This window comes from Mycolicibacterium gadium, from assembly GCF_010728925.1.
Taxonomy (GTDB): Bacteria; Actinomycetota; Actinomycetes; order Mycobacteriales; family Mycobacteriaceae; genus Mycobacterium; species Mycobacterium gadium.
In genome coordinates, this window is the sequence record NZ_AP022608.1 from 5,709,629 (window position 1) to 5,735,262 (window position 25,634).

A 25,634-nucleotide genomic window follows, 5' to 3' on the forward strand; every position below is an offset into this window, starting at 1 on the left:
GCACATGAATGCGCCGTTGGCCGGTGTCACCATCGTGGCGATGGAACAGGCGGTCGCCGCCCCGATATGTACCCGCGTGCTTGCCGACTTCGGTGCGCGCGTGATCAAGGTGGAGAACCCCAACGGGGGTGACTTCGCCCGCGCCTACGACGATGTCGTCAACGGTCCGGGCGGTCTTGCCGCGCACTTCGTGTGGTGCAACCGGGGCAAGGAATCCGTCACCCTGAACACGAAATCGCCGCAGGGTTTGGACCTCCTGCACCGCCTCCTCGACGGCGCCGACGCGTTCGTCTCCAACCTCGCGCCGGGATCCACGGCACGGATGGGCCTCTCGGCCGCCGATCTGGCGCAGCGCCACCCCAACGTCATCCCCGTCGAAATCGACGGCTACGGACCAGGTGGTCCCATCTCACACAAGCGCGCGTACGACCTTCTGGTGCAAGCGGAATCGGGGTCATGTGCCATCACGGGCTATCCAGGGATGCCCGCCAAGCCCGGACCTGCGATCGCTGACTTCACGACTGGCCTCTATGCTGCGATCTCGATTCTCGCGCTGTTGTTCGCGCGCGGAAAGCGACCCGATGGCACCGCCACCGCCCCGTCGGTCGAACTCAGCCTTTTCGACGTCATGACCGATGTCATGGGCTATGCGCTGACCTACACGCAGCATTCGGGAATTGACCAGGAGCCACTTGGCGTCGGATCTCCCGCGGTCGCGCCGTATGGCGCGTTTCCGACCCGCGATGGCCAGACCGTCGTGCTCGGGACGACGAACGACCGCGAATGGCAACGCGTTGCCCGCGAGATCATCGACCGGCCCGATCTGGCCGACGATCCGCGCTTCGCCACCAACCCGGGGCGCTGCGAGAACCGCACCATCCTCGACGAGGCCATCGGATCATGGTGTGCCCGGCATGATCTCGCCGATATCCAGAGGACGGCCGACGCCGCGGGTATCGGCAACTCGCGCTACAACCTGCCGAGCGAAGTCGTCGTGCATCCCCAGCTGACCGCACGGGACCGCTGGCGCACCGTGGGTACCTCAGCGGGCGACATCCAGGCCTTGCGGCCGCCGCCGGTGATCAGTGGATTCGAACAGTCGATGGGTGCGGTGCCGGGGCTGGGTGAGCACACCGACAGCGTCCTGAGTGAATTGGGTTTGACCGCAGCCGAACTCAGTCAGCTTCGGGCCGACGGAGTGATCGGACCCGCGTACACGTGACCACCGAACAGGTGCTGTTGAGCGCCGACGTCGACGGTGTGCGGACACTCACGCTCAACCGGCCCGACCGCAAGAACGCCATCAACCCCCAGCTGTGGGAGGAATTGGCCGACGCCCTGCGCGCCGCCGCACGGGACACCGAGTTGCGCGCGCTGGTGATCACCGGCGCCGGCGGAGCCTTCTGCTCGGGTGCGGACATCGGGACGCCGGAGGATATTCATCCCCGGCACAAGCTGCGCCGGCTCACCGAGGTCGCGCTGGCACTGCACGAACTCACCGTCCCAACAATTGCGAAGGTGACCGGTGTCGCCGTCGGCGCGGGCTGGAACCTCGCGCTGGGATGCGACCTGGTGGTGGCGACGCCCGAGTCGCGGTTCTGCCAGATCTTCTCCAAGCGCGGCCTGTCGGTCGACCTCGGCGGTTCGTGGCTGTTGCCCAAGCTCGTGGGCCTGCAGCAGGCCAAGCGGCTGGTGCTGCTGGCCGACATGATCGACGCGGCCGAGGCCCACTCGCTGGGCTTGGTCACCTGGATCAAGGCGGCCGACGAGATCGACGGGTTCGTCGACGACCTTGCCGGCCGCCTCGCCGCGGGCCCGCCCGTCGCGCTGGCACAGAGCAAGGCCCTGCTCAACGACGGTGCCGTGGTGACGCTGCGCGAAGCGCTGGCCAACGAGGCCCGCGCGCAGCCCGGCAACTTCGCCACAGCAGACTCAACGGAGGCGTACGCGGCGTTCGCGCAGAAGCGCGAGGCGGCGTTCACTGGTCGATGGGCCGTACCGCCCAGATCGGAGTAACAAGATGCGTGAAACCGTGATCGTCGAGGCGGTGCGTACCCCCGTCGGCAAGCGCAACGGGGGACTGTCGGACATGCACGCCGCGGACCTGTCCGCCATTGTGCTCAACGCACTCGTCGAGCGTGCGGGCATAGATCCCGACATCGTCGACGACGTGGTGTGGGGTTGTGTCTCGCAGGTCGGCGACCAGTCGAGCAACATCGGCAGGTACTCGGTGCTCGCCGCCGGTTGGCCGGAGCACATACCGGGCACGACGGTGAACCGCGCCTGCGGGTCGAGCCAACAGGCGCTCGATTTCGCGGTGCAGGCCGTGATGTCGGGTCAGCAGGACGTCGTCGTCGGGGGCGGGGTCGAGGTGATGAGCCGGGTGCCGCTTGGTTCGGCCCGGGCGTCCGGCAAGCCGTACGGCCCGAAAGTGCTTGAGCGCTACAGCGACTTCTCGTTCAATCAGGGCATCTCTGCGGAGTTGATCTCGCAGAAGTGGGGCTTCTCGCGGACCCGGCTCGACGAGTACTCCGTGCGCTCACACGAGCTGGCTGCCACCGCGCAGGACAACGGTGCGTTCGAAACACAGATCATGCCGGTGTTCACCGACGGCGAGCCCGTCGTGGCCGACGAGGGAGTCCGGCGGGGGAGCACCGTCGAGAAGCTCGCCGGGCTCAAGCCCGCGTTCAAGGAGGACGGCGTCATCCACGCGGGCAACTCGTCGCAGATCTCCGACGGCGCCGCCGCGCTGCTGATCATGACCGCGGAAAACGCTGTGGCGATGGGGTTGCGACCGATCGCGCGGTACCGCGCGGGGGCGGTCACCGGGGCGGATCCCGTGCTGATGCTGACCGGTCCGATCCCCGCGACCGAGAAGGTGTTGCACAAGGCGGGCATCGGCATCGACGAGGTCGGTGTTTTCGAGGTGAACGAGGCCTTCGCGCCGGTGCCCCTGGCCTGGCTGGCGGAGACCGGTGTCGACGAGGCGAAGCTCAACCCGCTCGGCGGCGCCATCGCGCTGGGCCACCCGCTGGGCGCGTCCGGAGCGGTACTGATGACCCGCATGGTCAATCACATGCGCGACAACGGCATTCGCTTCGGCCTGCAGACCATGTGTGAGGGTGGCGGCACCGCAAACGCCACACTTGTCGAACTCATCGCCTAGGAGACGCAGCATGCGCAGAGATCTCTTCACCGAAGACCACGAAGCGTTTCGCGAGCTCGCCCGAGACTTCGTCGAGAAGGAGGTCGTCCCGCACTACCCGGAGTGGGAGAAGGGCGGACGCATGCCGCGCGAGGTGTTCAAGCAGATGGGCGCGCTGGGCCTGCTGGGCACCGCCATCCCCGAGGAGTACGGCGGTGGCGGTCAACCCGATTACCGCTACTTCGTCGTCATGCAGGAGGAGGCGGCCCGGGCGCTGGTGACCCTGTCGACGGTGCGCACCCAGCTCGAGGTGATCCTGCCCTACTTCCTGCACTACGCGAACGAGGAGCAGCGCAAGCGTTGGTTCCCCGGGCTGGCAGCGGGTGAACTGCTGACCGCGGTCGCGATGACCGAACCGGGCACGGGATCGGACTTGGCTGGGATGCGCACGACGGCGGTGCGCGACGGTGACCACTGGATCATCAACGGCGCCAAGACATTCATCACCGGAGGTATGCAGGCCGATCTGGTGATCGTGGTGGCCCGCACGGCAACCGATCCGGACAACCGTCGCAAGGGGCTGACGCTGTTCGTCGTCGAGGACGGCATGCCCGGCTTCACCCGCGGCCGCGAGCTGGAGAAGATGGGCTGCAAGGTGCAGGACACCGCCGAGTTGTCCTTCGTCGATGTGCGGGTACCCGCCGCCAACATGCTCGGCGAGGAGGGTGAGGCGTTCGGCTACCTCGGCCACAACCTGCCGCAGGAGCGGCTCACTGTCGCGGTGGGATCGGTGTCGCAGGCGCGGTCGGCCATTGCCGCGGCGATCGACTACACCAAGAGCCGCAAGGCGTTCGGCACGCCGGTCGCGTCGTTCCAGAACACGAAGTTCGAGCTGGCCGCCTGCTCGACGGAGGTCGAGGCCGCCCAGGCCATGCTCGACCGGGCGATCATGCTTCACGTCGAAGGGGAGCTGGCGCCCGCCGACGCGGCGCGGGTGAAGCTGTTCTGCACCGAGATGCAGCAGCGAGTGATCGACCGATGCCTGCAGCTGTTCGGCGGATACGGCTACATGATGGAGTATCCGATCGCCCGGCTGTACACCGATGCGCGCGTGGCCCGGATCTACGCGGGCACCAGCGAGGTCATGAAGGTGATGATCGCCAAGTCCCTCGGTTTGTAGCGGATTCGGCGCGGTTACCGCCTGCTCAGGGTCGGTTTGCGCGCCGAATCCGCAAAAGGCTTGTCACATGACGCAAACCTACCTACTGTGTGTTCACTAGGTTGGTTCGACGAAGGAGCCCCGTGACAGCCCCACGGCCCTATGACAGCCTTCTCGCCAAAGGCGAGGATCGCAGGCAGCGGATACTCGCCGTGGCTGAGCGGCTACTGGCGCGCAACGGCTGGCGGAACACCTCGCTGGCGCAGATCGCCAAGGAGGCCGGGGTGACCCCGGCGGGACTGTTGCACCACTTCGAATCCAAGGAGCAGTTGCTCAACGCCGTTCTTGATGCCCGTGACGCCGACGACGAGATCCATGCCGACTACCGCTCCGGTGATCTGATCACCGAACTCAGTCGCGTACCCGAACGATTCGACCGTGCCCCCGAGTTGGTCGGGACTTTCACGGTGCTGCTGGTCGAGAACATCGCACCGGATGCGCCGCTGCACGACCGGCTGCACCACAGGTACCGCGAAGCGGTGAGCATCATCGTCGACCTCATCAAACAGGGCCAGAGCGACGGCCGGTATCGCCCAGATTTCGACGCGGCCGGAAAGGCCGTCGAGATTCTCGCATTTATCAATGGAATGGAGACCCTATGGCTACTCGATCCCTCAATCCCGCTGGCCGAGGTGTTCAAGGGGTACGCGGAATCACTGGATCGCGACTTCTCTCCGAGGAGCCCGATGTGAGGTACCGACTCGACGTGGTCGCCCCGACCGCGCTCGATGCGGTGCGCTGCGCCGGCGGTTGGATCTACGACCGCGTGATGGCCGGTTGGGACGTCACCGTTCTCATCGGGAGCATGGACGATCTGCGGCCGCTGCACATCCTCGGCGCCCAGACGCTCGATCTGCAGGCAGTGCTCGACCAGTGGGAGGACCGGCCCCACCCCCAGACCGTCGCCGTCGCCGCCGACCTCTTCGACCGCGATCCGCGGGTGCTCCAGCATGTGCGCAACGCGCTCGAACAGGGTGCCACCGAGGTGACGTTGTGGGGCGAGAGCCTGCCCGCCGAGCTGGACGACAGCGTCGACTCCGCCCAGCATCACTTGAGTGCTGCCGCACGGGCTTTCAAGTCCCGTGCGCTCGCCGCCGCCAATGATCCCGGGGCCGACAGTGTCGCGTCGAGTGAGACGTTTCGCTGCGGAATGATGGCCTCCGTCGCCGCCGACCTCGTTCCCGCCAGTTGACATTTCCGCGAGCAGACGCGGAAACCCCCTAAAACGCGATATTTAGGGGGTTTTCACGTCTGCTCGCGCTTGTGGGGAGAGGTCGATCACAATCTTGCCGATCGCGCGGCCCTCGGCGACGCGCTCGAGCGCCTGGACCGTCTCGGCGAGCGGATAGACCGCCCCGATGTGCGGGCGGACCGCGCCGCTCATCAGAAGTTCACGGAGCTCGCCCTCATTACGGGTGAATTCGTCGGCGGGAACATCCTGGAATTGGAAGCCCAGGACGTGAACCCCCTTCACCAGAACAAGATTCAGCGGGATGCGGGGGATGTCGCCGGAGGCGAAGCCCACGGTCACGAACCTTCCGCCTCGCCGCAGTGAGCGCAAAGCCGGCTCGGACAGCTCGCCGCCGACCGGATCGACCACCGCGTCCGCGCCGTCGGGCAAGGCTGCACGCAACGCATCGCGCAACGCGCCCGAACGATGGTTGATCAAATGCCGCGCTCCGTAAGAATCTGCGGCGGCCAGCTTCTCGTCCGAGGACGCCACCGCGGTCACCGAGGCGCCGAGTTGCACGGCGAGTTGGACAGCGGCGAGACCGACGCCGCCGCCCGCGCCGAGCACGACCACCTGATCGCCAGATCGCACCCGCGCCACCGATCGCAACGTGTGATAGGCCGTGCGGTACGCGACGCCGAACGCCGCGGCGCTTCGGTCGTCGACGCCGTCCGGGATTCGGGCGAGGCCGGCCGGATCGGCGGCGACCTCTTCGGCGAACGCGCCGAACATCGCGGCGCCGGTGACCCGGTCGCCCACTGTGAACCCGGTTGTACCAGGGCCGGTTTCGACGATGACGCCGGCGAACTCACTGCCGGGGATGAACGGGGCAGGCACGGTGACCTGGTACCGGTCGGCGATCAGCAGCACGTCGGGGAAGTTGACCGCGGCCGCTGCGACACGGATTCGGATCTGTCCCGTGGCGACCCGCGGGGATGGCTGCTCCTCGATGCGGACCACGTCCGGTGGTCCGTACTGCGGGCAGACCGCGGCCCTCACCGGTAGTCGCTGGCTTCCGCGAGATCGGCCGCCGAACGCATCAACGAGGTGATGACGGGCCCGTAGGCAAGCAGATTCTCGTTGTCGCCCGCGCGCTGAAAGCCCTGTTCCAGGACGATCGCGAGCTTCCACTTGGCCAGCACCAGGTAGTAGTCGAGATCGTCGACCTGACGTCCGGACACCTTCGCGTAGTGATCGATCACCGCGGTACGCGACGGCATGCCGCGCATGTCGACATAGCTCATCGCCGACGGCTCGTCGGTGTCCTCGGGCCAGCTCTGCACCATCCAGCCGAGGTCGAGCTTCGGATCACCGACCGTACCCATCTCCCAGTCGACGATCGCGGCCATTTGCGCCGGGGCGCCGTGCCGGTACATCACGTTGGCGAACTGGTAGTCGCCGTGCATCAGGCCCGGGATGAAGTCGAGGGGACGGTGGTTGCGCAGCCATCGCGTCGCGACGTCGAGGCCGTCGATCTCTCGGCCCTTGATCCGCTCGAAGAACGCGATCCACCGGTCGACCTGGCGTTCGTGGAATCCGTCGGGACGGCCAAGATCCTGCAGTCCCTTGGCTTTCCAGTCGACCTTCGACAGCAGGGCGATGCCCTCGGCGAGCTGATATGACAGCCCGGCACGTGTCGCCATGTCGCTGTCGAACGGCTCGGGCCACTTGCCGTATTGGTCCATCGGCGACCAGCCGTCGACGAATCCCATCAGATAGAAGGGTCGGCCGAGAACCGACGCGTCTGCGCAGACGCCCACCGCCGCGGTATGCGGTACGTCGGTGCCGTCGAGCGCCTCGATGATTCGCCATTCCCGCAGAATGCCCTTGTCCCGATCGGGCGGGGCGCCCGTAGGCGGCATACGCAGGACGCACACGTTCTCGCCTCGGCTGATCTTGTAGATGATGTTCTGCGTACCGCCGGACAGGAAGTCGGCTTGGAGGGGCTCGCCCCTACCGGGCAGTCCCGCACTGTCCATCCACTCGGCCAGTCGCGTGGTGTCGATCTGTTCTTCGGTCACAGATTTCCGACCTCATTCTCCAGGTAATCGGCGTACTTCGCTCGGGCCGCTTCGCGTTTGCGCGGTTCCCATTCGGTGGGCCAGGTGTCCTCGGTGGGACGGTAGTCGCGCAGCACCTGTTTCGCGACCGTCGTCTTGTGCACCTCGGTGGGTCCGTCGGCGAGTCCCATAACCGCGGCCCCGGTGACCATCCCGAGGAAGGGCATCTCGTTCGTGACACCCAGAGCGCCGTGGACTTGCATTGCCCGCCAAGCGATGTCGTGCAGCACGGTCGGCATGGCGACCTTGACCGCGGCGATGTCCTTGCGCACCTTCTTGTAGTCGTTGTACTTGTCGATCTCCCACGCGGTGTAGAGCACCATCAGCCGGAACTGCAGTAGCTGGGCGTAGGAGTCGGCGATGTAACCCTGCACAAACTGCTTGTCCGACAGTCGGCTGCCCTGCGTCTCGCGACTGAGCGCGCGTTCGCACATCATGTCCAGCGCCCTCTGCGACATACCGATGGTCCGCATCGCATGGTGGATGCGTCCGCCGCCGAGCCGCGTCTGTGCGATGACGAACGCCTGGCCCTCGCCGCCGAGTAGCGCCTCGGCGGGCACCCGGACGTTGTCGTAGTGGATCAATGCGTGGGAGCCCTGCCCCTCGGGCTCACCGTACAACCCGACGTTGCGGATGATGTTCACCCCCGGGGTGTTGGTAGGCACCAGGAACATCGACATCCCTTGGTACGCGCTGACATCGGGATTCGTCACCACCATCACGATGAGGAACGATGCCGTCCTGGCGTTGGAGGAGAAGAACTTGTGGCCGTTGATCACCCAGTCGTCACCGTCGCGTACCGCGGACGTCGTGAAGAGGGTGGGATCGGCGCCGGCGTGCGGTTCGGTCATCGAGTAGCAGGAGAACAGTTCGCCGTTGAGTAGCGGCATCAGGTACCGCTGCTTCTGCTCGTCGGTGCCGTAGTGGGCGATGATCTCGGCGTTGCCGGTGTCGGGCGCCTGGCAGCCGAACACGATCGGCGCCCATTGCGAGCGGCCGAGGATCTCGTTGAGTAGTGCGAGTTTCAGTTGCCCGTAACCCTGTCCGCCGAGTTCGGGTCCGAGGTGAGTGGCCCACAGACCACGCCGTCGCACCTCCTCCTTCAGGGGGTCGATCGCATCTCGCCGCTTGCCTTCCAGCGGCACGAACTGCAGGTGCGGAAACGCGAGGTCCAGCGGTTCGATCTCCTCGCGGACGAACTCGTCGGCCCAATCCAACACCTTCTGGTATTCGGGGTCTGTCTCGAAATCCCACGCCACGTGCGTGCTCCTCTCAGGTGTAGGTCACTCGAAGACGACGACGACCTTGTCGGCCGCGCTGGGGGTGGAGGCCATTCGCAGCGCCTCGTCGACATCGGCGAACGGGATGGTATGGCTGACGATGACCGCGTATTTCTCCCAGTTCGCGATGATGTCCCTGGTGACTTCGAAGATCTCGTCCGGATAACCGATCGACCCGACGATGGTGATCTCATTGCTCATGATGTTGAGGAAGTCGACAGGTACGGGTTCCTTGTGCACCGCGACGACACAGAGGCGCGCGCCTGTTTTGGCGGCGCTCAGCGCAGTGCTGATCACCGGCGGCGCACCCGCGGCGTCGAAATAGATGTCCGTACCCGCCTTGCCGGGGAACATCGAATCGCCGGCACCGTGCAGTTCGACGAGTCGCTTCGTGACGTCCTCCTCGGCGGAGTTGATCACGGCGTCGGCGCCAACTGCGAGGGCCTTCTCCAGCCGCGTGGGAATCAGGTCCGCGACCACCACGTGGCGGACGCCCGCGGACTTGAATCCGATGGTGGCGCCCAATCCGATAGGCCCTGCACCGAAGATCACGACCGTGTCCGATGGTTTGGCTTCACACCGGTTGACGCCGTGGCGGGCCACCGCCATGGGTTCGTTGAGCGCGGCCACCTCGAAGGGGATGTGGCCGGGAACGACTTCAGCGCTCGTCCCGCGGACGGCGTTCTCGATCAGCAGATACTCGGCGAGCGCGCCGCTCTCACCACCGTTGCCGATGATTCCACTCGGCGCGATCATCGGGTTGACCACGACGTGGTCGCCGATCGCGAAACCGGTCACCGCACTGCCGATCTCCACGATCTCACCGGCCGGTTCGTGACCCAGCGGCATGTGTCCCTTGCCCAAGCCTCCCATCGAGATGTACAGGCTGTCGGATCCGCAGATTCCGCAGGCCCGCATCTTGATCAGGACATCGTTCGGCCCGACCGTCGGCTTCGGCACGTCGATCACCTGGGTTTGGTTCGGCCCGGTGATCACCGTCGCCTTCATCGTTGTGCCTTGAGGTTGAAGCCGGCAACGAGTGCGGCGATGTCCGCAGTGACCACCTCCGAGAACGACCGACCACCGAAACTGCCTGACGCCCAATGGCGTACGCCCTCGCTGACGTGCATCCCGGCGAGGTGCGAGAGGTGCTTCACGTCGACGTGGGGCGCGAGCTTGCCATCGGCTTGCGCTTTCATCAGCAGTTCGCCGAACATGTCGGCGTCGGTGTCGCTCCGCTCGTCGCCGGACAGTATCCGGTGCTCGTGCCGGTACCCCTCGAGGATGGTTTCGACGATCAGATCGCGCGGGTTGCGCGCCATCGACCGCTCGAGGCTGCGCAACGCCTCGGCGATGACGTTCTCGATCTCGTAGTCGGTATCGAGCATCGAGCGGACCTTCTTCTGGGCCGCACGCGTCGACAGCAGGCCGACCTCGAACAACACGTCCTCTTTGGCGGGGAAATAGAAGTAGAACAGTGCGCGCGACACACCCGCGGCGCGGCAGATGTCGGCGACAGTGGTGTGGGCGTAGCCATTGGTGCGCCAGAGTGCCATGGCGGCCTGCACCAGGCTGCGCTTGGTTTCGTGCGACCTCGCACGCTGAAAGGAAGCTCGACGCTGACCACTGTCAGCGCCATTTACCACGACGGACCTGGGCACAACCGGACTGTAGCAGCTAAATTGGGACTTGCATATAGTTGACGTTTGTCTAACTATCTAGGAGTGACAGGTTCACTCGACGGCAGACGAATATTGGTGACCGGCGGCGCAACGGGTATCGGCGCGGCAGCGGTAGAGGTGCTCAGCGGAGCGGGCGCGCAGGTGGTGGCGACATATCACTCGACGCCCCCACCCGGCGTCGACGGTGTGTCGTGGCTGCAGTGCGACGTGCGCGACGCCGCTGCCGTCGATGAGATGGTGGCCGCTGCGGCCGGGCAGATGGGTGGTCTCGACGTGCTGCTGCACGCCGCGGGGATGTGGCAGGCGGGCATACCGGGCCAGATCACCGGCGACGACATCGACTTCCTGATGGACACCAATATCAAGGCGACCATCTTCACCAACCAGGCGGCATATGCCGTGATGCGCAAACACGGCGGCGGCCGCATCATCAACTTCGGGTCGGGGGAGGCGGTGATGGGCAGTCCGATCTCGGCGGTCTACGCCGCGACCAAAGGTGCGGTGTCGGCGTGGACCCGCTCGATCGCCAAGGCGTGGGCCGCCGACAAGGTCTCGGCGATCGCACTCGCGCCCGCCGTGCAGACACCGGGGGCCGACCGGCTTCGCGAGTTTCTGGGGCCCGCGGCCGCGAAGTTCATCGACGAGGAGATCAAGAAGACGATTCCGCTCGGCGGTGCGCTGGGCGATCCGGTCGAGGACCTGGGGCCGGCCTTGGTGTTCTTCTGCAGCACGGCTTCGCATTTCATGACCGGGCAACTCGTGGCCGTCGACGGCGGCCTCGTCATGCTGGGCGCATAGGGGGGACTGACGGTGCCTGCTCATCTGCATCACGTGGTGATGCGCAGCCATTCGGCGCAGACGTTCGTTGCTTTCCTGACCGACGTCGTCGGTATGGAGGTTCAGTTCCAGATGCGGGTACCCGGGGAGGTCCTGGAGAAGACGCTGGGCTGGCCGCCGTCCGAGGGAGCCGATGTCACGATGCTCGGTACCGGCGATTCGGGCCTGGTCGAAGTGCTCGACGTTCCCAAACACCTGCGCGACGTCGTGCCCGAGGGACTTGCCGCTTTGTCGTTTCTCACCGACGACTTCGTCGGCGTGCGCGAGAAGGCCGAGTCGTTCGCCGACGATGTCACCGCGCTGGATACGGGGATTCCGGGCGTCGATCTGTTCTTCTGCACAATGGGCGGTGTGCCGATGGAGTTCATGGGCGCCTATGCGCCAGAAGCGAACTCCGGCAGCAGCGAGGCCACGAACTCCTGAGTGCGGCGGCGTGATTCGCTGCGAGCCTTCGCGTCGTCACCAAGCGGAACCACGCGAACGGCGAGATCGGTGACGCCGGCGTCGCGGTAGCCCCGGAGCCTGGCGAGGACCGTCGATTCGTCACCCGCGGCCATGGTGTCTCCGACGTCTGCTGCGTCGCCGTGCTCGAGCAGTCGGACGTAATTGGGGGAGAAGTCGGCGTGACCGAGCACTTCGCTGGCGTACTCACGCGCCTTGTCGCTCTCATTATCCGAGCACAGTGCGACGGGTACGCCTGCCACGACGCGGGTCCCGATGCGGCCGGCGGCTTTCGCCGCGCCCGTGATGCGGGGTACGACGTAGTCGCCGATGGCCCTTTCGTCGGCCATCCACAGAATGGTTCCCCCGGTGCGTTCGCCGGCAATCCGCAACATCGCGGGCCCGAGTGCGGCGATCAGCACTCGTACATCGTAGTCCTCGGTGACATCCACCGGGCTGTGCACCCGGAAGTTGTTGTTGTCCACCGCAATCGGGCCGGGACCGCCGAATGCCGCCGCCAGGACGTCGAGATAGTCACGTACCAGCAGCGCGGGTTTGTCGTAGGGCAGTCCGAGTTGGTCGGTGATGATCCAGTGGTGCGACGGGCCCAGGCCCAGCGTGAAGCGGCCTGAGCAGGCGACCTGGGTGGTCAGGGCCTGCTGCGCCATGATGAGCGGATGGCGGGTCTGGATGGGGACCACTGCCGTCCCGATCTCGATGCGCTCGGTCACCTGACCAAGCAGCGCGACCGTTGTCATCGCGTCGAGGTACCCGGGAACCTGGGGAATCCAGAACGACGCGAAACCGTCACGCTCGGCGGCCTTGCCGTCGTCGAGAAGCCCGGTCAGCCGGTCGGCGCGTGAGCGTTCCTTGTCCGAGCCGATCATCAGGCCGATCCGCATCTAAACCTCCTACGGCACATAGCGATCCCATTCGTGCGGTACGACGGGGTAGAACGGTGCGGCCAGCAGCGGTTCGACGGCGGAACCATCCCAGCGGGCCGTCAAAGCAGGCGCCAGCCGCTCCGCGGTGGCGAGGGGATCGTCGTCGAGAAAGCAGTATGTGACGGTTTGACCCGTTGGTGCACTCGCCAGCCTCGCTTCGACATCCAGCGTCGCGGCGGACCAGATGCCGGCCACACCGTCGACCGTGAGCAACGAATCCGCCGGCGCGTCACCACGTTCAAGCACCAGATACACGCCCTTGACCGGCCACCACGGCAGCACGTCGGCACCCACCTTGACGCGTGGCGCGGCAGACTTGCTCCGCACGTCGTAGACACCGCGTTCGACGGGTGGCAGCAGCGGCAGCTTCCGCTTGCCGCCGATGAGTGCCCGCGCCAGCTCGAGGAAGCCATCCATGCCACTGGGATCGCGGAAGAAGTACGTCATGACATGGTCGATCGCGTCATACGGTTTGGTCTCTGCGGCACGCGCGGCGCGACATGCGGGCGTCGACACCAGCCGCATGGAGGCGCGCACGGCGGACAGCCGGTGTTGCTCTGGACGGTGGTCGAGGGTGTGCCACTGTAAGTATTCGGCATCCTTGCCCTCGGGGTGCCGGGTGGCCATCGAGACGAACAGGGTGGTGATATCGCCACGACCCGTGGCCAGGACGTCGTCGATCTCGTCGGACGGGGTGCCGGGCAGCTGCATGGGATGTCCTCAGGGGTTGGTCGAATCAGCTTCGGGCAGAGCGATTTCAGGATGTCGGGCAGCGACCATGCGGCGGAACCCGTCGCGCCAGTGCACTTTGGTGGGACCGAGTATCTCGTGCCTATAGGTGACGTCGGGCCATAGCAGTGTGTGTGCGTCTGCCGTGTAGGTGAAGTGCGGTTCGACGCCGACGAGCTCACCCAGGTAGGTGCAGTAGTCCTCGGCGCTGACCGTCTGGCTACCGGCCCAGTTCACGACGATGGGCGGCGTCGCCGCGACCTCCATTGCCCGGATGCCGAGTTCGACGTAGTCGTCCTCGTAGAGCGGGTTGTAGTTGTTGGGTTTGTCGGGGTGCAGCCGAATCGGCCTGCCCGCCAACATCATGTCGAGCCGGTCAGCGGGCGCTCCGCCTTCCGGGCCGTAGGTCGAGCAGATGCGGATGATCGTGAGCGGTATGTCGTACTGCTTCGCGATCCAGGTGCACACGGCCTCGGCGGCGATCTTGGAGAAGCTGTAGTTCGGACGCAGCGGAACGCCCGGCGGATCCGATTCCCGCAGCGGCCGTTGTCCCTGGTACCCGTACACCGATCCGGTCGAGCAGAAGACGAACCCCTTTGCGGTGCGGCAGTGGTACAGCAGATCGCCGGACTTCTGCGCGTTCGTGTCGACACATTGTTCCCAATCACCGGAGCCTGCGTCGACCGCCGCGTGGAACACATAGGTGAAATCGGCGGGGAGGGCCGCGAAGTCGCCGATGCTCATGTCGAGCGCGACTGGAGTGATGCCCGCGGCAGCCAGCCTGTCGCGATCGGCCGGATCCCTCAACCGGGCCGCACCCCAGACCTCGTTGCGCTGTGCCAACGCCCGCGCGATCGGGAACGCGATTTTTCCCGTGGCACCGGTAATCAGGATCTTCTCCGAATCGAGCATCCCTTCAGTCATAGCGCACCGCGACCCAAATGTTAAGTACTTGATACTGTGGGTCTGTGCAGCTCACCTTCGATGCCGACGTCGAGGCGTTTCGCGAGGAGTTCATCGACTTTCTCGACGCACACCTGCCTCCGGAGGCCGAGGCGGAGACCGAGCGGTCCCGATCGACCTCACACGTGCCGGAGTGGTCGCGAAGGTGGCAGCGTCTGCAGTTCGACCATGGCTGGCTCCTACCGGGCAATCCGCCCGAATTCGGCGGCCGCAATGCGGGCATCCTCGAACAATTCGTGCACCGCGAGGAACTCGCGCGACGCCGCATCTATCACGCGTTCAATCCGCAGGGCGTCGGCATCATCGCCGCGTCGCTGCTGTCGTTCGGCACCGAGGAGCAGAAGCGAAAGTGGGCGGTGCCCATACTGCGCGCCGAGATGACGGCATCGCTGGGTATGAGCGAACCGGGGGCGGGGTCGGATCTGGCAGGGTTGCGCACCCGCGCCGATGTGGTCGACGACCATTTCGTGGTCAACGGGCAGAAGGTGTGGACGTCGGGCGCCCACGACGCGGATCTGATCCTGACCTTCGTACGTACCGATCCCGACGCGCCGAAACACAAAGGCATCAGCGCGCTCATCATTCCCACCGACTCGCCGGGGGTGGAGCGACGGCCGTTCGCGTCGGTGTACGGCCGCGACGAAGTCGACTTCAACGAGGTGTTCTTCTCCGACGTGTGCGTTCCTGCGGAGAACCTCGTCGGGCCGCTCGGCGGGGGGTGGAAAGTCGCCAACGGTTCGCTCGGCCACGAGCGGACCATGATGTGGATGGCGTTCGCCAACCGACTCGAACAACTGCTGGAGGATTACCATCCCGTTGGCGAGGTCAATCGGGATCGGTACGCGACCATCGCCATGGACTATCAAGCCCTGCGTCTGCTCGGTTCGGCAGCGCTCGGGCAGGCTGCGCGCGGTGAGCGCGACATCCCCGGTGTTTCGGTGCTGAAGCTGCTCGGATCCGAGGCAGAACAGAACGCGCTGCGACACGCGCTGGAGGGCGCGGGTATGGACGGTTTGACCAGCCCGGCGTTGACCGGGCGCCATAACCCCTATAGCCCAGACCTTTTCACCGCCAGCTGGTTCACCCGGTACATCAGTAGCTATGCCGGCACCATTTCGGGTGGCACCTCGGAGATTCAGCGCAACATCATCGCGCAGCGTGTGCTGGGATTACCGGCCCGGTAAGTGAACCGGCGATGGCCAGTTCTCGAAGCGCACCGCGGGCTGGCGCCGGCTCGCACCGCGCGGGTCAACGGTCCGTCCACCCAGACCGTCTCGCCGCCCTTCAACAGAAAGCGGCCGACCAGATTCGCCGATGTCATGTCCTCGTGACCCGCAACGGTGATGAGCTCGCGCCCCAGTTCGTGAGCTATTGCCTCGACGAAACGCGTCTTCCCACAACCGGTGGGCCCTTTCAGCAGAACCGGCGACCCGCGACGGGCCGGCCATTGGCCGAACGTTACTGAGCGCCATTGCCGTCCGCGCCTTGAATCGGCACGACAGGCGGGATCTCCACCCCTTCCGGTAGCACGAGTACGCCGTCGTGGTTGACGAATCCTGAGCGGTGGGTCGTCAGTGGTAGGTCAGGATTCGGACACGGTCGGTCGGTTCCGTCGCCGCAGATGCCAGGGTTGAAATACGAACGCTTCTGCACGTCTTCGGGCCACGGATCAGCTTGCGTACCAAGCCAGGTGGCAGGCACGTTGTAGAAGAGGAAGAAGCATGCGCTCACACCGCCGAAAATCGCCAGGAAGCGAACGAACTGCTGTTTGGCGAACCCACCGCGGATTTGGTCGAGTCCGCGTTCGACGACGGTGCGGCCGCGGTCATCGGTGAAGAAGCGCAGGCAACAGAGCGCCGCCTGGACACCACCCCACATGAAGCCTTCGTAGATCGGATATTGGTAATGGGTGCCGGCGTTGATCGACAGCGACTGGATGGCGCCCGGGTAGGAGTAGAAGCCGATCGGCAGGAGGATCAGCCCCTCCATGATGAAGTCGAAGACGATGGCGATCGCATAGGTGACCAACACGAGCCGAAGGTTGCTAATGCCCGGCCAACGGCCTTTGATCTTGCGCATGAGCGCGCATCCGACGATGGTGAGCAGCAGCACCCCGTACATGTAGCCGGGAATATTGGTCAGCAGCGGCTCGGGCACCGTATGTCCCGGTTCCTCGTGCGCCACCCAGCCCGGAAAGTACGGTGCCCAGGACCCCTGATTGAACAGCCATGCGTTGTACGTGCACCAGGTGCTGTAGTAGTTGATCATCGGGTCCTGGAACATCATCAGTGCCATCGACACCAGCAGCATGCCGTCGAGAGTGATGCGCCGTTCACGCCACCAGGGCCGAATGATGAAGAACCACAGCGCGAACGGCAGACCGATCCATAACACGACCGCGTTGGCGATCAACGGGATCTTCATGTACATCGGTGGCTCGCTCGGACCTCCCGCCACCGGCTCGAAATAGGGCCCGCTGACCCACCGGATGATGAGGTACACCGTCAGCGCCAGGAAAACGGCGCCGACGGTCGCCCAGATCTTGATGGCGTTCGATGAACGCGGGCTCTCCGAGCCGAGTACCGCGGTGTGACTCATCGATTCGGTGACGGGTGGTTTCTTCGACGGTCCGCTCACGACGACTCCTGGCTGGGAACGATGAACATTTCCGAAAAGATACCAATGAGTATCTGAGTAGCCAATAGGTTTCTCAGATTCTGTGGCAGACTTTCGTCATGGTCGAGCGCTGGACGCGGGAACGACGCGTCGAACACACCCGCTCCCTGCTGCTCGACGCCGCCGAGGAAGTCTTCGCCGAAAAGGGCTTCACCCCTGCCAGTCTCGATGACATCGCACGCGCAGCCGGCTACACCAAGGGCGCCATCTACAAGCACTTCGCGACCAAGGAGGACCTTTTCCTGGCCGTCAGCGACCGCTACTGGCGCCGATACTTCGACAACTTCGCCGAGGTCATGGCCTCTGCGAAGCAGGTCGGGCCGCGCGAATTCGACGAGATCGCCAAGCGATGGCGCAAGCTCAGCCGGGACCGCGGCGCCGAGCACGCCGCCCTTGGCCACGAGTTCACGCTCTACCTACTGCGCAACCCCGAAGCGCGAGAGCGGGTGGCTGCCAAGCGGTCAGAGGTCGTCAAGGCGCTAGCGAAATTCATCGTCGACGGCATGGACCGGCTGGACGGCACCCTGCTGATACCGCCCTTGACGTTCGCGCAGGTGCTCGTCGCGACCAGCGATGCTGTCGTGCTCGGCAGCGAACTCGACGACGTCGACCTCTACCGGCCGGTCATCGAGATGTACACGTCGGCGATCAAGTTGCCGTGACGTGCTGTTGGTCCGGGCTCAGCGCTCCCGCCCGTCTGGTCAGGTAGTCGATCTGAAGGTGGATCGAATACAGCACCAGCGGCGGCAGGACGATAAACGGAACGTTCTCGCCGATGAACTTGAACCACAGTCCATATGCGCCTTGCCCGATGTCGTTGAACCCGGCGCCCACCTCCGCCAGGAAATACACCGCCGTGCTGCTCATCAACACCGCGATCCCGGCGAACGTCACCCACAGGCACCGGATGCGCGACTCGGTCGAGAGAGTCGGCCGAATCAGGCGCGTCCACATGGTGACGACGACGATTCCGGTGGTGACTCCGACGACCTCCAGGGCGAACATCCACGGGTTGCCGCTGACGTAGCGGGTATCGGCCAACCCGTATTGCCACCACAGCCACTTCCAGCCGGGGTCCGTGGTCGGCGTCCACATTCCCAGCGGATGGCCGACCAGGAACATCAGCTCGTACCCGATCTGGCTGAACGCCGTGTACGGCAGGTAGAACAACGTGAGTTCGGCGGCCTTGTCGAGTCGAGTCCGCTTCTCGCCCGGTGCATCCCAGAGGATGACGAACGGCAGCAGGATCACCGGGATGCCGAAGAGCAGGTTCGCGATGACGTCGACGGTGAACGACGGCGGGATGACATCGAGGCTGACACCGACGGTCATGAGGACGAACACGAACGCGGTGAAGAAGGCCGTCGCGGCGTAAATCCGCAATCGATGCGGTGCCCACGGTTGGGCGAAGTTCGGCTCAGGCTCAGAGATTTCGGCCATGGTCGTCCACAGTATCAACTACTTGCGATTACCGGAAGGAGGCGTTACCGTCAGCGCTGCAGGCCCGTACAAATTTTGCTCCTCGCGTGTGCGGCGCGCCCAAGCTCAGCCCGTGTGCCGCACACCGATCGCGAGTCGACAGGAACAGGTGATGGCACGATTTCCGAAACCACCCGAAGGCAGTTGGACGGAGCACTACCCCCAGTTGGGCACGGGGCCGGTGTCCTACGAGGATTCGGTGGACCCGGAGTTCTACGAAGTCGAGCGCAAGGCGGTTTTCAAACGCGCATGGCTGAATGTCGGCCGCGTCGAACAGATTCCGCGTAAGGGCAGCTACTTCACCAAGGAACTGAAGGTCGTCAATACGTCGATCATCGTGGTACGTACCACAAAGGGTGAGGTCAAGGCGTACCACAACATCTGTCGGCATCGTGGCAACAAGCTGGTCTGGAACGACATGCCGTTGGAGGAGACCAGTGGGGTGTGCCGCCAGTTCACGTGCAAGTACCACGCCTGGCGGTACGACCTCGACGGCAACCTCACCTTCGTCCAGCAGGAGGGGGAGTTCTTCGACCTCGACAAGAGCCGATACGGCCTGGTGCCGGTGCATTGCGAGGTGTGGGAGGGCTTCATCTTCGTCAACTTCGCGAAGACACCCGAGCAGTCCCTGCGCGATTTCCTCGGGCCGATGATCACCGACCTCGAGGGTTATCCGTTCGAGAAGATGACGTCGCGGTTCTACTACCGCTCCGAGGTCAAGGCCAACTGGAAGCTCTACATGGACGCGTTCCAGGAGTTCTATCACGCACCCGTACTGCACGCGAACCAGTCGCCGACGGCCTACTCCAAAGCGGCGGCCGAAGCGGGGTTCGAGGCTCCCCACTACCGCATCGAAGGTCCGCACCGGCTGGTGAGCACGTCGGGTATCCGCGCGTGGGAGATGGCCGACGAGATGCGCAAGCCCATCGAAGACATCTGTCGGAGTGGGCTTTTCGGGCCGTGGGACAAGCCGGATCTGGGGGAGATGCCGAAGGGCCTCAATCCCGCGAAATGTGACCCGTGGGGCCTGGATTCGTTCCAGCTCTTCCCCAACTTCGTCATTCTGTTCTGGGGCCAGGGCTGGTACCTGACATATCACTACTGGCCGACGTCGCACAACACGCACATTTTCGAGGGAACGGTGTACTTCCCGGCGCCGCGGACGCCCCGCGAGCGCATCGCGCAGGAACTCGCCGCCGTGTCCTTCAAGGAGTACGGCCTGCAGGACGCCAACACCCTGGAGGCCACCCAGACGATGGTCGAATCGCGTGTGCTCGACAACTTCGTCCTCTGCGATCAGGAGGTGCTCATCCGCCATCTCCATACCGAGACCGCGGCCTGGGTCGAGGACTACCGGCGCAAGACCGCGGGGGTGTGACATGGCGACCGCAGCTTCGAAAACGCCGACGCCCGCGCGCCCGCCCAAATTGCCGCCGGAGTTCGCCGACCTCGAAGAGTTTTCGGACTGGTGCCTGGGCACCGAAGCCGAACGTTACGCCAAACGGTTGGCCAGTTCGATGCAGGAGATTCAAGCGTTCTACGACGCGATCACCGCGCGCGCGGAAGAGGCCATCGCCTACTGCGACAAGTTCTCGCTGGACGACATGCCGGAGGACGTGCTCAACCTGATGCATCTGTTGTATTCGATGATCCAGGCGTCGTTCCCCGTCGAGTGCTGGAAACAACCCAAGGTGCCTGACTCGGGCGCGACGACACTGGACTGCGTCTCGGAACCGGTGCCGTGACTCAAAGGATCACCGTCCTGCGCGCCGCGCGCTGGGCCGACGTCGAGGCCGGCGAGGTGCGCTCGCCCGCCGTGATCGTCGTGGAGGGTGACCGAATCCTCGCCGTCAATCCCGTTGACCTGCCGCAGAATCCGGACGAGGACATCGATCTGGGCGACGTGACTCTGCTGCCGGGCCTGATGGACATGGAGCTCAACCTTCTCATCGGCGGTCCGGGCGGTCCGGAGGGGCTGCCGAGCCCCATGCACGGGGTGCAGGACGACCCCGCGTACCGGACGTTGCGGGGGGCGGTCAACGCGCGCACCACACTGGAGGCGGGTTTCACCACAGTCCGCAACCTGGGGTTGATGGTGAAAACGGGCGGCTATCTGCTCGACGTCGCGCTGCAGCGCGCGATCGAGCAGGGCTGGCACGTCGGTCCCCGGATCTACCCGGCGGGACATGCGGTGACACCCTACGGCGGTCATCTGGACCCGACTGTGTTCCAGCGGCTCGCGCCGGGAATCATGCCGCTGTCGGTCGCCGAGGGCATCGCCAATGGCGTCGACGACGTGCGCGCGTGTGTGCGGTACCAGATCCGGCACGGCGCGAAGCTGATCAAGGTGTCCGCCTCCGGCGGGGTGATGTCACACAGCACTGCGCCCGGTGCGCAGCAGTATTCCGACGAGGAGTTCGCCGCCATCGCCGACGAGGCGCATCGCGCTGGTGTGAGGGTGGCCGCACATGCAGTGGGGGACAGCTCGATTCGGGCCTGCATTCGGGCGGGTATCGACTGCATCGAGCACGGCTTCCTCGCCACCGACGACACCATCAAGCTAATGGCCGACACCGGCACCTTTCTGGTGTCCACCACCTATCTGACCGAGGCGATGGCGGTCGACCGGATCGCCCCCGAATTGCGCAAGAAGGCCGAGGAGGTGTTCCCGCAGGCCCAGGCCATGCTGCCGAAGGCGATCCAGGCCGGCGTCCGCATCGCCTGCGGTACGGACGCGCCGGCGATTCCACACGGGCAGAACGCAAAAGAACTGTGCGCGCTGGTGTCACGCGGGATGACGCCCATGCAGGCCTTGCGCGCGGCGACCATCACCAGCGCCGAACTCATCGAAGCCGATGGCGAGTTGGGACGTCTGGCCGCCGGATATCTCGCCGACGTCGTCGCCGTACCGGACGACCCGTCACGTGACATCGCCGTCACGCTGGATGTCGGGTTCGTCATGAAAAACGGCGTCGTCTACAAGCGCTAGCGCACCACTGAGAGGAGCGGGCGTGGAACAAACCGACAACATTCTCTGGCTGCTGAAGCAGGCCTGGTACTTCTCCTTGACGACGGTCAACGATGCGGTGAGCGACCACGGGGTGAGTACTGCCCAAATCGGTGTGTTACGACAGTTGTCGAACGAGCCGGGCCTGTCCGGCGCCGATCTGGCGCGCCGCATGCTGATCAGTCCCCAGGGTGTTCAACTCGCGCTGACCGCTCTCGAGCGACGCGGCCTGATCGTGCGTAAGAAGGATCCGCAACACGGCCGCATCCTGCAGGCGTTCCTCACCGACCAGGGGCGCGAGGTAGCCGAGGCAGTGGTCAACGACGCAATCGCCGCGCACGACAAAGTTTTCGGGGTACTGAGCAAGTCCGAGCAGCAGACGCTGCGTGACCTGCTGGCGCGCGTCGTCGAACAGGGCACCGGGCACGAGTTGTTCGACGATCACATCGATCAATAGGGGAGTATTCAGTACTTGAGATTAATGACAAGTACTTGATATATTGAGCGAGATGGGCGACAACAACGGGGCCGACGGATTCGCGCCGTTACGCATCAAACGGGTGGTGCGCGAGACATCCGACGCCGTCTCCCTGGTGCTGGATGTGCCCGACCACTGCTCGGCACGGTTCCGGTATCAGGCCGGCCAGTTCCTGACGTTGCGGGTCAATGTGGCCGGTCAGGATCTTCGGCGCTGTTATTCGATGTCGTCGGCGCCGGTGGAAGACGAGCTTCGGATCACGGTCAAGCGCGATCCCGGTGGCGTGGTGTCCAACTGGCTCAACGATGCCGCCACGGAGGGCGTCGAGATCCATGCGGCACCACCCGAGGGACGCTTCTGCCTGCGCGACAACGGCGACGAGATCGTGGCGTTCGCGGGCGGCAGCGGCATCACGCCGATCATGTCGCTCGTGCGGACCGCCCTTGACGGATCGTCGCGCCGTATTCGGCTGTTCTATGCCAATCGCAATCGCGATTCGGTGATCTTCGACGAGGCGCTCGCTCGACTGGCCGAGAAGCACGGCGACCGTCTGGCGGTCGCGCACCACATCGACGACGACAACGGTGTGGTGACTCCCGAAGCGGTACGGACGTTCATCGAAGACGCCGGTGCGGCCGACTACTACATCTGCGGACCGCATCCGTTCATGGACACCGTCGAGGCTGTTGTTCGGGAATCCGGTGTGCCGTCGGCGCGTGTGCACCTCGAGCGCTTCACGGTCGACCCGGTGCCGGTCGACGTCGACAACAGTTTGACCGAGACGACCGAAACGGTCGTCATCGAACTGGATGGCAAGAAGGCGACCGCCGACTATCGGCCGGGCAACACGCTGCTGCAGACGGCGCGCATGTCCGGCCTGCGGGCGCCGTCGTCGTGCGAGACGGGTTCGTGCGGAACGTGTATGGCACGCATCGTCACCGGCAGTGCCCGGATGCTGAACAACGATGCCCTCGACGACGACGAAGTGGCTGAAGGCTGGGTGTTGACGTGTCAGTCTCTACCCACCAGCCCAACAGTCCATGTGGTCTACGAGTGATGAAGCGGAGGAGCGTGCGATGACGCGGGTGGCGGTGGTGACCGGCGGGGCCTCCGGTATGGGCGAAGCGACCTGTCACGAGCTCGGCAGGCGTGGGCACAAGGTGGCGGTTATCGACCTCAACGGCGAAGCGGCGCAACGGGTCGCCGAAGAGTTGCGCGCCGAGGGCGTGACGGCGTTCGGGGTGGCCGCTGATGTCAGCGACCGCACCGCTGTTGAGGAAGCCTTCGCGAAGGTGCGCACCGAACTGGGCCCGGTCCACATCCTGGTCACCAGCGCGGGCGCGGTGGACTTCGCGCCGTTCACGGACATCAGCGTGCAGGCCTGGCAGCGACTGATCGACGTCAATCTCACCGGCACCTTCCACTGCTGTCAGATCGCGGTGCCGGACATGCTGGAAGCCGGCTGGGGCCGCATTGTCATGATCTCGTCGTCCAGCGCGCAGCGCGGATCGCCGGGGATGGCGCATTACGCCGCGTCGAAAGGCGCGCTGTTGTCGCTGACCAGATCGCTAGCGCGGGAATACGGTCCGATGGGTATCACCGTCAACAACATTCCGCCGTCGGCGATCGAGACGCCGATGCAGCATGCGGGGCAGGCGGCCGGCCATCTGCCCTCGAACGAGCAGATGGCCGCGAGTGTCCCGCTCGGCCACCTGGGCACCGGCGCCGACATCGCCGCCGCCGTCGGGTTCCTGTGTTCCGAAGAGGCCGGTTTCATCACCGGCCAGACACTGGGTGTCAACGGCGGGTCGGTGATGTGATGATTCAGGGAGGTTCGCATGGGTAAGTGGCCCAAACCGGCCGAGGGTAGCTGGACGGAGCATTACCCGGAACTGAGCACCGGACCGATCTCGTTCCGCGACTCGATCTCACCGGAGTTCTACGAACTCGAACGCGAGGCGGTCTTCAAGCGCGCCTGGCTCAACATCGCTCGCGTAGAGGAACTGCCGCGCGTCGGCAGCTACCTCACCAAGGAGATCGAGGTCGCCGGGACGTCGGTGATCGTCGTCAGGGGTAAGGACCAGCAGATCCGAGCCTTCTACAACATCTGCCGTCACCGTGGAAACAAGTTGGTGTGGAACGACTATCCCAATGAGGAGGTCAAAGGTACGTGCCGCCAGTTCACCTGTAAGTACCACGGATGGCGATACGACCTGAGAGGCGACCTGACGTTCGTGCAACAACCGGGTGAGTTCTTCGACCTGGACAGCGCGCAGTACGGGCTGAAACCGGTGCAGTGCGATGTGTGGAACGGTTTCATCTTCATCAACTTCGACCCCAACCCGCGGTGGACGCTGCGTGAATTCCTCGGCCCCATGATCACCGCGCTGGACGACTATCCATTCGAGATGATGACGGAGCGTTACGAATTCGAGGCGCGCAACAACAGCAATTGGAAGATCTTCGCCGACGCGTTCCAGGAGTACTACCATGTGCCGTCGCTGCATTCGCAGCAGGTGCCGAGCGAGGTGCGTCAGCCCAATGCCACATTCGAGTGCGGCCATTTCCAGATCGACGGGTCCCATCGCCTGGTGTCCACCGCGGGCACGCGACGCTGGTTGCTCGCGCCGGAGTTCATGTACCCGGTCGAACGCGTCACGCGCAGCGGACTTGTCGGACCGTGGCGCACGCCGGAGACACACCAGTCCGCCGGCCTCAACCCGGGGGGAATCGAACCGTGGGGGATCACCAATTTCCAGATCTTCCCGAACCTGGAGATCCTGATCTACCACGGCTGGTACCTGCTGTACCGCTACTGGCCGACATCGCACCACACGCACAAGTTCGAGGCCTACAACGCTTTTCATCCTGCGCGCACCGTGCGCGAGCGCATCGAGCACGAGGTCGCGTCGGTGGTACTCAAGGAATTCGCGCTGCAGGATGCGGGCATGCTCGGCGGCACTCAGGCGGCGCTGGAATACGGCCTGGACGAGCCGGTTGTCGACGACTACCCGCTCAGTGATCAGGAGATCCTCGTCCGCCATCTGCACAAGGTGGCGGTCGACTGGGTCGAGGAGTATCAGGCCGAGCGCAGCCCGGCGGGAGTGTGATCATGGCCGGCACCCGTTTACCGAGCGCGTTCGCCGAGTTCGAGCCGTTCGCCGAAAAATGGTGTTTGGCAACCGAACCAGAACGTTGGGCCACCCGCCTCTGCACTCCGATGCCGGAGATACGCGAGTTCTACGACGCGTTCACCCCTCGTTTCGAAGAGGCGATCGACTATTGCGATAAGTTTCCGCTCCACGACGTGCCCGACGACGCGCTGAATCTGCTGCATCTCGTCTATTCGATGATCATGGTCTCGATGGCCGTCGAAGTCTTCGGCACCCAGAAACCAGCCGACTCCGCTGACGCCGTCATGAACCGCGTCAGCGCGCCGGTGCCCTGAACGACAGGATGAACT

The 25,634-nt window shown here is 64.8% G+C and carries 28 protein-coding genes and 1 pseudogene; 18 read left to right on the plus strand and 11 right to left on the minus strand.

Annotation, left to right across the window (positions count from 1 at the left end; all coding sequences use genetic code 11):
* Positions 1–4: 4 nt before the first annotated feature.
* From G6N36_RS28160 to G6N36_RS28185, 6 genes are all read left to right on the plus strand, one after another.
* On the plus strand, positions 5–1,222 hold the full coding sequence (locus tag G6N36_RS28160) for a CaiB/BaiF CoA transferase family protein (protein ID WP_163690078.1): 1,218 nt from the start codon (positions 5–7) through the stop codon (positions 1,220–1,222).
* On the plus strand, positions 1,219–2,016 hold the full coding sequence (locus tag G6N36_RS28165) for an enoyl-CoA hydratase/isomerase family protein (RefSeq protein WP_163690079.1): 798 nt from the start codon (positions 1,219–1,221) through the stop codon (positions 2,014–2,016). The genes G6N36_RS28160 and G6N36_RS28165 overlap by 4 nt, the downstream gene beginning before the upstream one ends.
* Before the next feature lie 4 nt (positions 2,017–2,020).
* A complete protein-coding gene (locus G6N36_RS28170; RefSeq protein WP_163690080.1) occupies positions 2,021–3,166 on the plus strand; it encodes a thiolase family protein in 1,146 nt (381 codons plus the stop codon).
* 10 nt (positions 3,167–3,176) lie between these two features.
* A complete protein-coding gene (locus G6N36_RS28175) occupies positions 3,177–4,325 on the plus strand; it encodes an acyl-CoA dehydrogenase family protein (protein WP_163690081.1) in 1,149 nt (382 codons plus the stop codon).
* Between the two features lie 122 nt (positions 4,326–4,447).
* On the plus strand, positions 4,448–5,056 hold the full coding sequence (locus tag G6N36_RS28180) for a TetR/AcrR family transcriptional regulator (RefSeq protein WP_179964885.1): 609 nt from the start codon (positions 4,448–4,450) through the stop codon (positions 5,054–5,056).
* The gene (locus tag G6N36_RS28185) at positions 5,053–5,556 is read left to right on the plus strand and encodes a hypothetical protein (RefSeq protein WP_163690083.1); all 504 of its coding nucleotides are present in this window, start codon (positions 5,053–5,055) and stop codon (positions 5,554–5,556) included. Before G6N36_RS28180 ends, G6N36_RS28185 begins: the two co-directional genes overlap by 4 nt.
* Positions 5,557–5,598: 42 nt before the next feature.
* On the opposite strand, the gene G6N36_RS28190 is transcribed toward G6N36_RS28185, so the two are convergent.
* Genes G6N36_RS28190 through G6N36_RS28210 form a run of 5 tightly spaced genes read right to left on the minus strand, consistent with a single transcriptional unit; the run spans position 5,599 to position 10,596 of the window.
* Complete coding sequence (locus tag G6N36_RS28190) at positions 5,599–6,594, minus strand: NADPH:quinone oxidoreductase family protein (RefSeq protein WP_163690084.1); 996 nt, start codon at positions 6,592–6,594, stop codon at positions 5,599–5,601.
* Complete coding sequence (locus G6N36_RS28195) at positions 6,591–7,574, minus strand: phosphotransferase family protein (protein ID WP_276067917.1); 984 nt, start codon at positions 7,572–7,574, stop codon at positions 6,591–6,593. The genes G6N36_RS28190 and G6N36_RS28195 overlap by 4 nt, the downstream gene beginning before the upstream one ends.
* A gap of 38 nt (positions 7,575–7,612) precedes the next feature.
* Positions 7,613–8,914 carry an acyl-CoA dehydrogenase family protein gene (locus G6N36_RS28200; RefSeq protein WP_163690086.1) on the minus strand — a complete coding sequence of 434 codons (1,302 nt, stop codon included), beginning with the start codon at positions 8,912–8,914 and terminating at the stop codon, positions 7,613–7,615.
* Positions 8,915–8,938: 24 nt separating this feature from the next.
* Positions 8,939–9,943, minus strand: coding sequence for a zinc-dependent alcohol dehydrogenase (locus G6N36_RS28205; protein ID WP_163690087.1), 1,005 nt, complete (start codon positions 9,941–9,943; stop codon positions 8,939–8,941).
* Positions 9,940–10,596: a TetR/AcrR family transcriptional regulator gene (locus G6N36_RS28210; RefSeq protein WP_179964886.1), complete on the minus strand. Its 657-nt coding sequence runs from the start codon at positions 10,594–10,596 to the stop codon at positions 9,940–9,942. The genes G6N36_RS28205 and G6N36_RS28210 overlap by 4 nt, the downstream gene beginning before the upstream one ends.
* Before the next feature lie 63 nt (positions 10,597–10,659).
* On the opposite strand from G6N36_RS28210, the gene G6N36_RS28215 reads away from it, so the two are divergent.
* Complete coding sequence (locus G6N36_RS28215; RefSeq protein WP_163690088.1) at positions 10,660–11,415, plus strand: SDR family NAD(P)-dependent oxidoreductase; 756 nt, start codon at positions 10,660–10,662, stop codon at positions 11,413–11,415.
* A gap of 12 nt (positions 11,416–11,427) precedes the next feature.
* A complete protein-coding gene (locus G6N36_RS28220) occupies positions 11,428–11,877 on the plus strand; it encodes a VOC family protein (RefSeq protein ID WP_163690089.1) in 450 nt (149 codons plus the stop codon).
* Here G6N36_RS28220 and G6N36_RS28225 read toward each other — a convergent pair.
* From G6N36_RS28225 to G6N36_RS28235, 3 genes are read right to left on the minus strand one after another with little or no spacing between them, the layout of a single operon-like run.
* The gene (locus G6N36_RS28225) at positions 11,829–12,797 is read right to left on the minus strand and encodes a TIGR03564 family F420-dependent LLM class oxidoreductase (protein WP_163690090.1); all 969 of its coding nucleotides are present in this window, start codon (positions 12,795–12,797) and stop codon (positions 11,829–11,831) included. The genes G6N36_RS28220 and G6N36_RS28225 overlap by 49 nt on opposite strands.
* A gap of 9 nt (positions 12,798–12,806) precedes the next feature.
* The gene (locus G6N36_RS28230) at positions 12,807–13,550 is read right to left on the minus strand and encodes a hypothetical protein (RefSeq protein WP_163690091.1); all 744 of its coding nucleotides are present in this window, start codon (positions 13,548–13,550) and stop codon (positions 12,807–12,809) included.
* A 9-nt stretch (positions 13,551–13,559) separates the two neighbouring features.
* Positions 13,560–14,480, minus strand: coding sequence for an NAD-dependent epimerase/dehydratase family protein (locus G6N36_RS28235; RefSeq protein WP_163690962.1), 921 nt, complete (start codon positions 14,478–14,480; stop codon positions 13,560–13,562).
* Between the two features lie 56 nt (positions 14,481–14,536).
* Here G6N36_RS28235 and G6N36_RS28240 point away from each other — a divergent pair, with 56 nt between their 5' ends.
* Positions 14,537–15,715: an acyl-CoA dehydrogenase family protein gene (locus tag G6N36_RS28240; protein ID WP_163690092.1), complete on the plus strand. Its 1,179-nt coding sequence runs from the start codon at positions 14,537–14,539 to the stop codon at positions 15,713–15,715.
* Positions 15,716–15,756: 41 nt separating this feature from the next.
* Here G6N36_RS28240 and G6N36_RS28245 read toward each other — a convergent pair.
* Both G6N36_RS28245 and G6N36_RS28250 read right to left on the minus strand, forming a co-directional pair.
* Positions 15,757–15,951, minus strand: a pseudogene (locus tag G6N36_RS28245) (AAA family ATPase); the annotation flags it as partial.
* Positions 15,952–15,989: 38 nt separating this feature from the next.
* Positions 15,990–17,129: a spirocyclase AveC family protein gene (locus G6N36_RS28250; RefSeq protein ID WP_163690963.1), complete on the minus strand. Its 1,140-nt coding sequence runs from the start codon at positions 17,127–17,129 to the stop codon at positions 15,990–15,992.
* 137 nt (positions 17,130–17,266) lie between these two features.
* Between G6N36_RS28250 and G6N36_RS28255 the strand changes: the two genes are divergently transcribed.
* A complete protein-coding gene (locus G6N36_RS28255) occupies positions 17,267–17,869 on the plus strand; it encodes a TetR/AcrR family transcriptional regulator (protein WP_163690093.1) in 603 nt (200 codons plus the stop codon).
* Here G6N36_RS28255 and G6N36_RS28260 read toward each other — a convergent pair.
* Positions 17,856–18,647: an emopamil-binding protein gene (locus G6N36_RS28260; protein ID WP_163690094.1), complete on the minus strand. Its 792-nt coding sequence runs from the start codon at positions 18,645–18,647 to the stop codon at positions 17,856–17,858. The genes G6N36_RS28255 and G6N36_RS28260 overlap by 14 nt on opposite strands.
* A 151-nt stretch (positions 18,648–18,798) precedes the next feature.
* Between G6N36_RS28260 and G6N36_RS28265 the strand changes: the two genes are divergently transcribed.
* The 8 genes from G6N36_RS28265 to G6N36_RS28300 are packed head-to-tail and all read left to right on the plus strand — an operon-like array spanning position 18,799 to position 25,619.
* Positions 18,799–20,064, plus strand: a complete 1,266-nt coding sequence (locus tag G6N36_RS28265; protein WP_163690095.1) for an aromatic ring-hydroxylating oxygenase subunit alpha — start codon at positions 18,799–18,801, stop codon at positions 20,062–20,064.
* Between the two features lies 1 nt (position 20,065).
* Positions 20,066–20,431: a hypothetical protein gene (locus G6N36_RS28270; RefSeq protein ID WP_163690096.1), complete on the plus strand. Its 366-nt coding sequence runs from the start codon at positions 20,066–20,068 to the stop codon at positions 20,429–20,431.
* Positions 20,428–21,675, plus strand: a complete 1,248-nt coding sequence (locus G6N36_RS28275) for a metal-dependent hydrolase family protein (RefSeq protein WP_163690097.1) — start codon at positions 20,428–20,430, stop codon at positions 21,673–21,675. The genes G6N36_RS28270 and G6N36_RS28275 overlap by 4 nt, the downstream gene beginning before the upstream one ends.
* Positions 21,676–21,697: 22 nt before the next feature.
* Positions 21,698–22,150: a MarR family winged helix-turn-helix transcriptional regulator gene (locus tag G6N36_RS28280; protein ID WP_163690098.1), complete on the plus strand. Its 453-nt coding sequence runs from the start codon at positions 21,698–21,700 to the stop codon at positions 22,148–22,150.
* 52 nt (positions 22,151–22,202) lie between these two features.
* Entirely contained in the window at positions 22,203–23,228 is a 1,026-nt protein-coding gene (locus G6N36_RS28285) for a ferredoxin--NADP reductase (RefSeq protein ID WP_163690099.1), read from the plus strand.
* 19 nt (positions 23,229–23,247) lie between these two features.
* Positions 23,248–23,991, plus strand: a complete 744-nt coding sequence (locus tag G6N36_RS28290) for an SDR family NAD(P)-dependent oxidoreductase (protein WP_163690100.1) — start codon at positions 23,248–23,250, stop codon at positions 23,989–23,991.
* An 18-nt stretch (positions 23,992–24,009) separates the two neighbouring features.
* Entirely contained in the window at positions 24,010–25,281 is a 1,272-nt protein-coding gene (locus G6N36_RS28295; RefSeq protein ID WP_163690101.1) for an aromatic ring-hydroxylating oxygenase subunit alpha, read from the plus strand.
* A gap of 2 nt (positions 25,282–25,283) precedes the next feature.
* Positions 25,284–25,619 (plus strand): hypothetical protein, encoded by a 336-nt coding sequence (locus G6N36_RS28300; RefSeq protein WP_163690102.1) that lies wholly within the window; start codon positions 25,284–25,286, stop codon positions 25,617–25,619.
* Positions 25,620–25,634 lie beyond the last annotated feature (15 nt).

Bases quoted from the DNA above. Each gene is read 5' to 3' on its own strand.
- G6N36_RS28205 (WP_163690087.1), bottom strand. From the start codon at position 9,943: ATGAAGGCGACGGTGATCACCGGGCCGAACCAAACCCAGGTGATCGAC.
- G6N36_RS28265 (WP_163690095.1), top strand. From the start codon at position 18,799: ATGGCACGATTTCCGAAACCACCCGAAGGCAGTTGGACGGAGCACTAC.
- G6N36_RS28175 (WP_163690081.1), top strand. From the start codon at position 3,177: ATGCGCAGAGATCTCTTCACCGAAGACCACGAAGCGTTTCGCGAGCTC.
- G6N36_RS28225 (WP_163690090.1), bottom strand. From the start codon at position 12,797: ATGCGGATCGGCCTGATGATCGGCTCGGACAAGGAACGCTCACGCGCC.
- G6N36_RS28170 (WP_163690080.1), top strand. From the start codon at position 2,021: ATGCGTGAAACCGTGATCGTCGAGGCGGTGCGTACCCCCGTCGGCAAG.
- G6N36_RS28195 (WP_276067917.1), bottom strand. From the start codon at position 7,574: ATGGACAGTGCGGGACTGCCCGGTAGGGGCGAGCCCCTCCAAGCCGAC.
- G6N36_RS28160 (WP_163690078.1), top strand. From the start codon at position 5: ATGAATGCGCCGTTGGCCGGTGTCACCATCGTGGCGATGGAACAGGCG.
- G6N36_RS28235 (WP_163690962.1), bottom strand. From the start codon at position 14,480: ATGCTCGATTCGGAGAAGATCCTGATTACCGGTGCCACGGGAAAAATC.
- G6N36_RS28285 (WP_163690099.1), top strand. From the start codon at position 22,203: ATGGGCGACAACAACGGGGCCGACGGATTCGCGCCGTTACGCATCAAA.
- G6N36_RS28250 (WP_163690963.1), bottom strand. From the start codon at position 17,129: ATGAGTCACACCGCGGTACTCGGCTCGGAGAGCCCGCGTTCATCGAAC.
- G6N36_RS28270 (WP_163690096.1), top strand. From the start codon at position 20,066: ATGGCGACCGCAGCTTCGAAAACGCCGACGCCCGCGCGCCCGCCCAAA.
- G6N36_RS28290 (WP_163690100.1), top strand. From the start codon at position 23,248: ATGACGCGGGTGGCGGTGGTGACCGGCGGGGCCTCCGGTATGGGCGAA.
- G6N36_RS28255 (WP_163690093.1), top strand. From the start codon at position 17,267: ATGGTCGAGCGCTGGACGCGGGAACGACGCGTCGAACACACCCGCTCC.
- G6N36_RS28300 (WP_163690102.1), top strand. From the start codon at position 25,284: ATGGCCGGCACCCGTTTACCGAGCGCGTTCGCCGAGTTCGAGCCGTTC.
- G6N36_RS28260 (WP_163690094.1), bottom strand. From the start codon at position 18,647: ATGGCCGAAATCTCTGAGCCTGAGCCGAACTTCGCCCAACCGTGGGCA.
- G6N36_RS28230 (WP_163690091.1), bottom strand. From the start codon at position 13,550: ATGCAGCTGCCCGGCACCCCGTCCGACGAGATCGACGACGTCCTGGCC.
- G6N36_RS28295 (WP_163690101.1), top strand. From the start codon at position 24,010: ATGGGTAAGTGGCCCAAACCGGCCGAGGGTAGCTGGACGGAGCATTAC.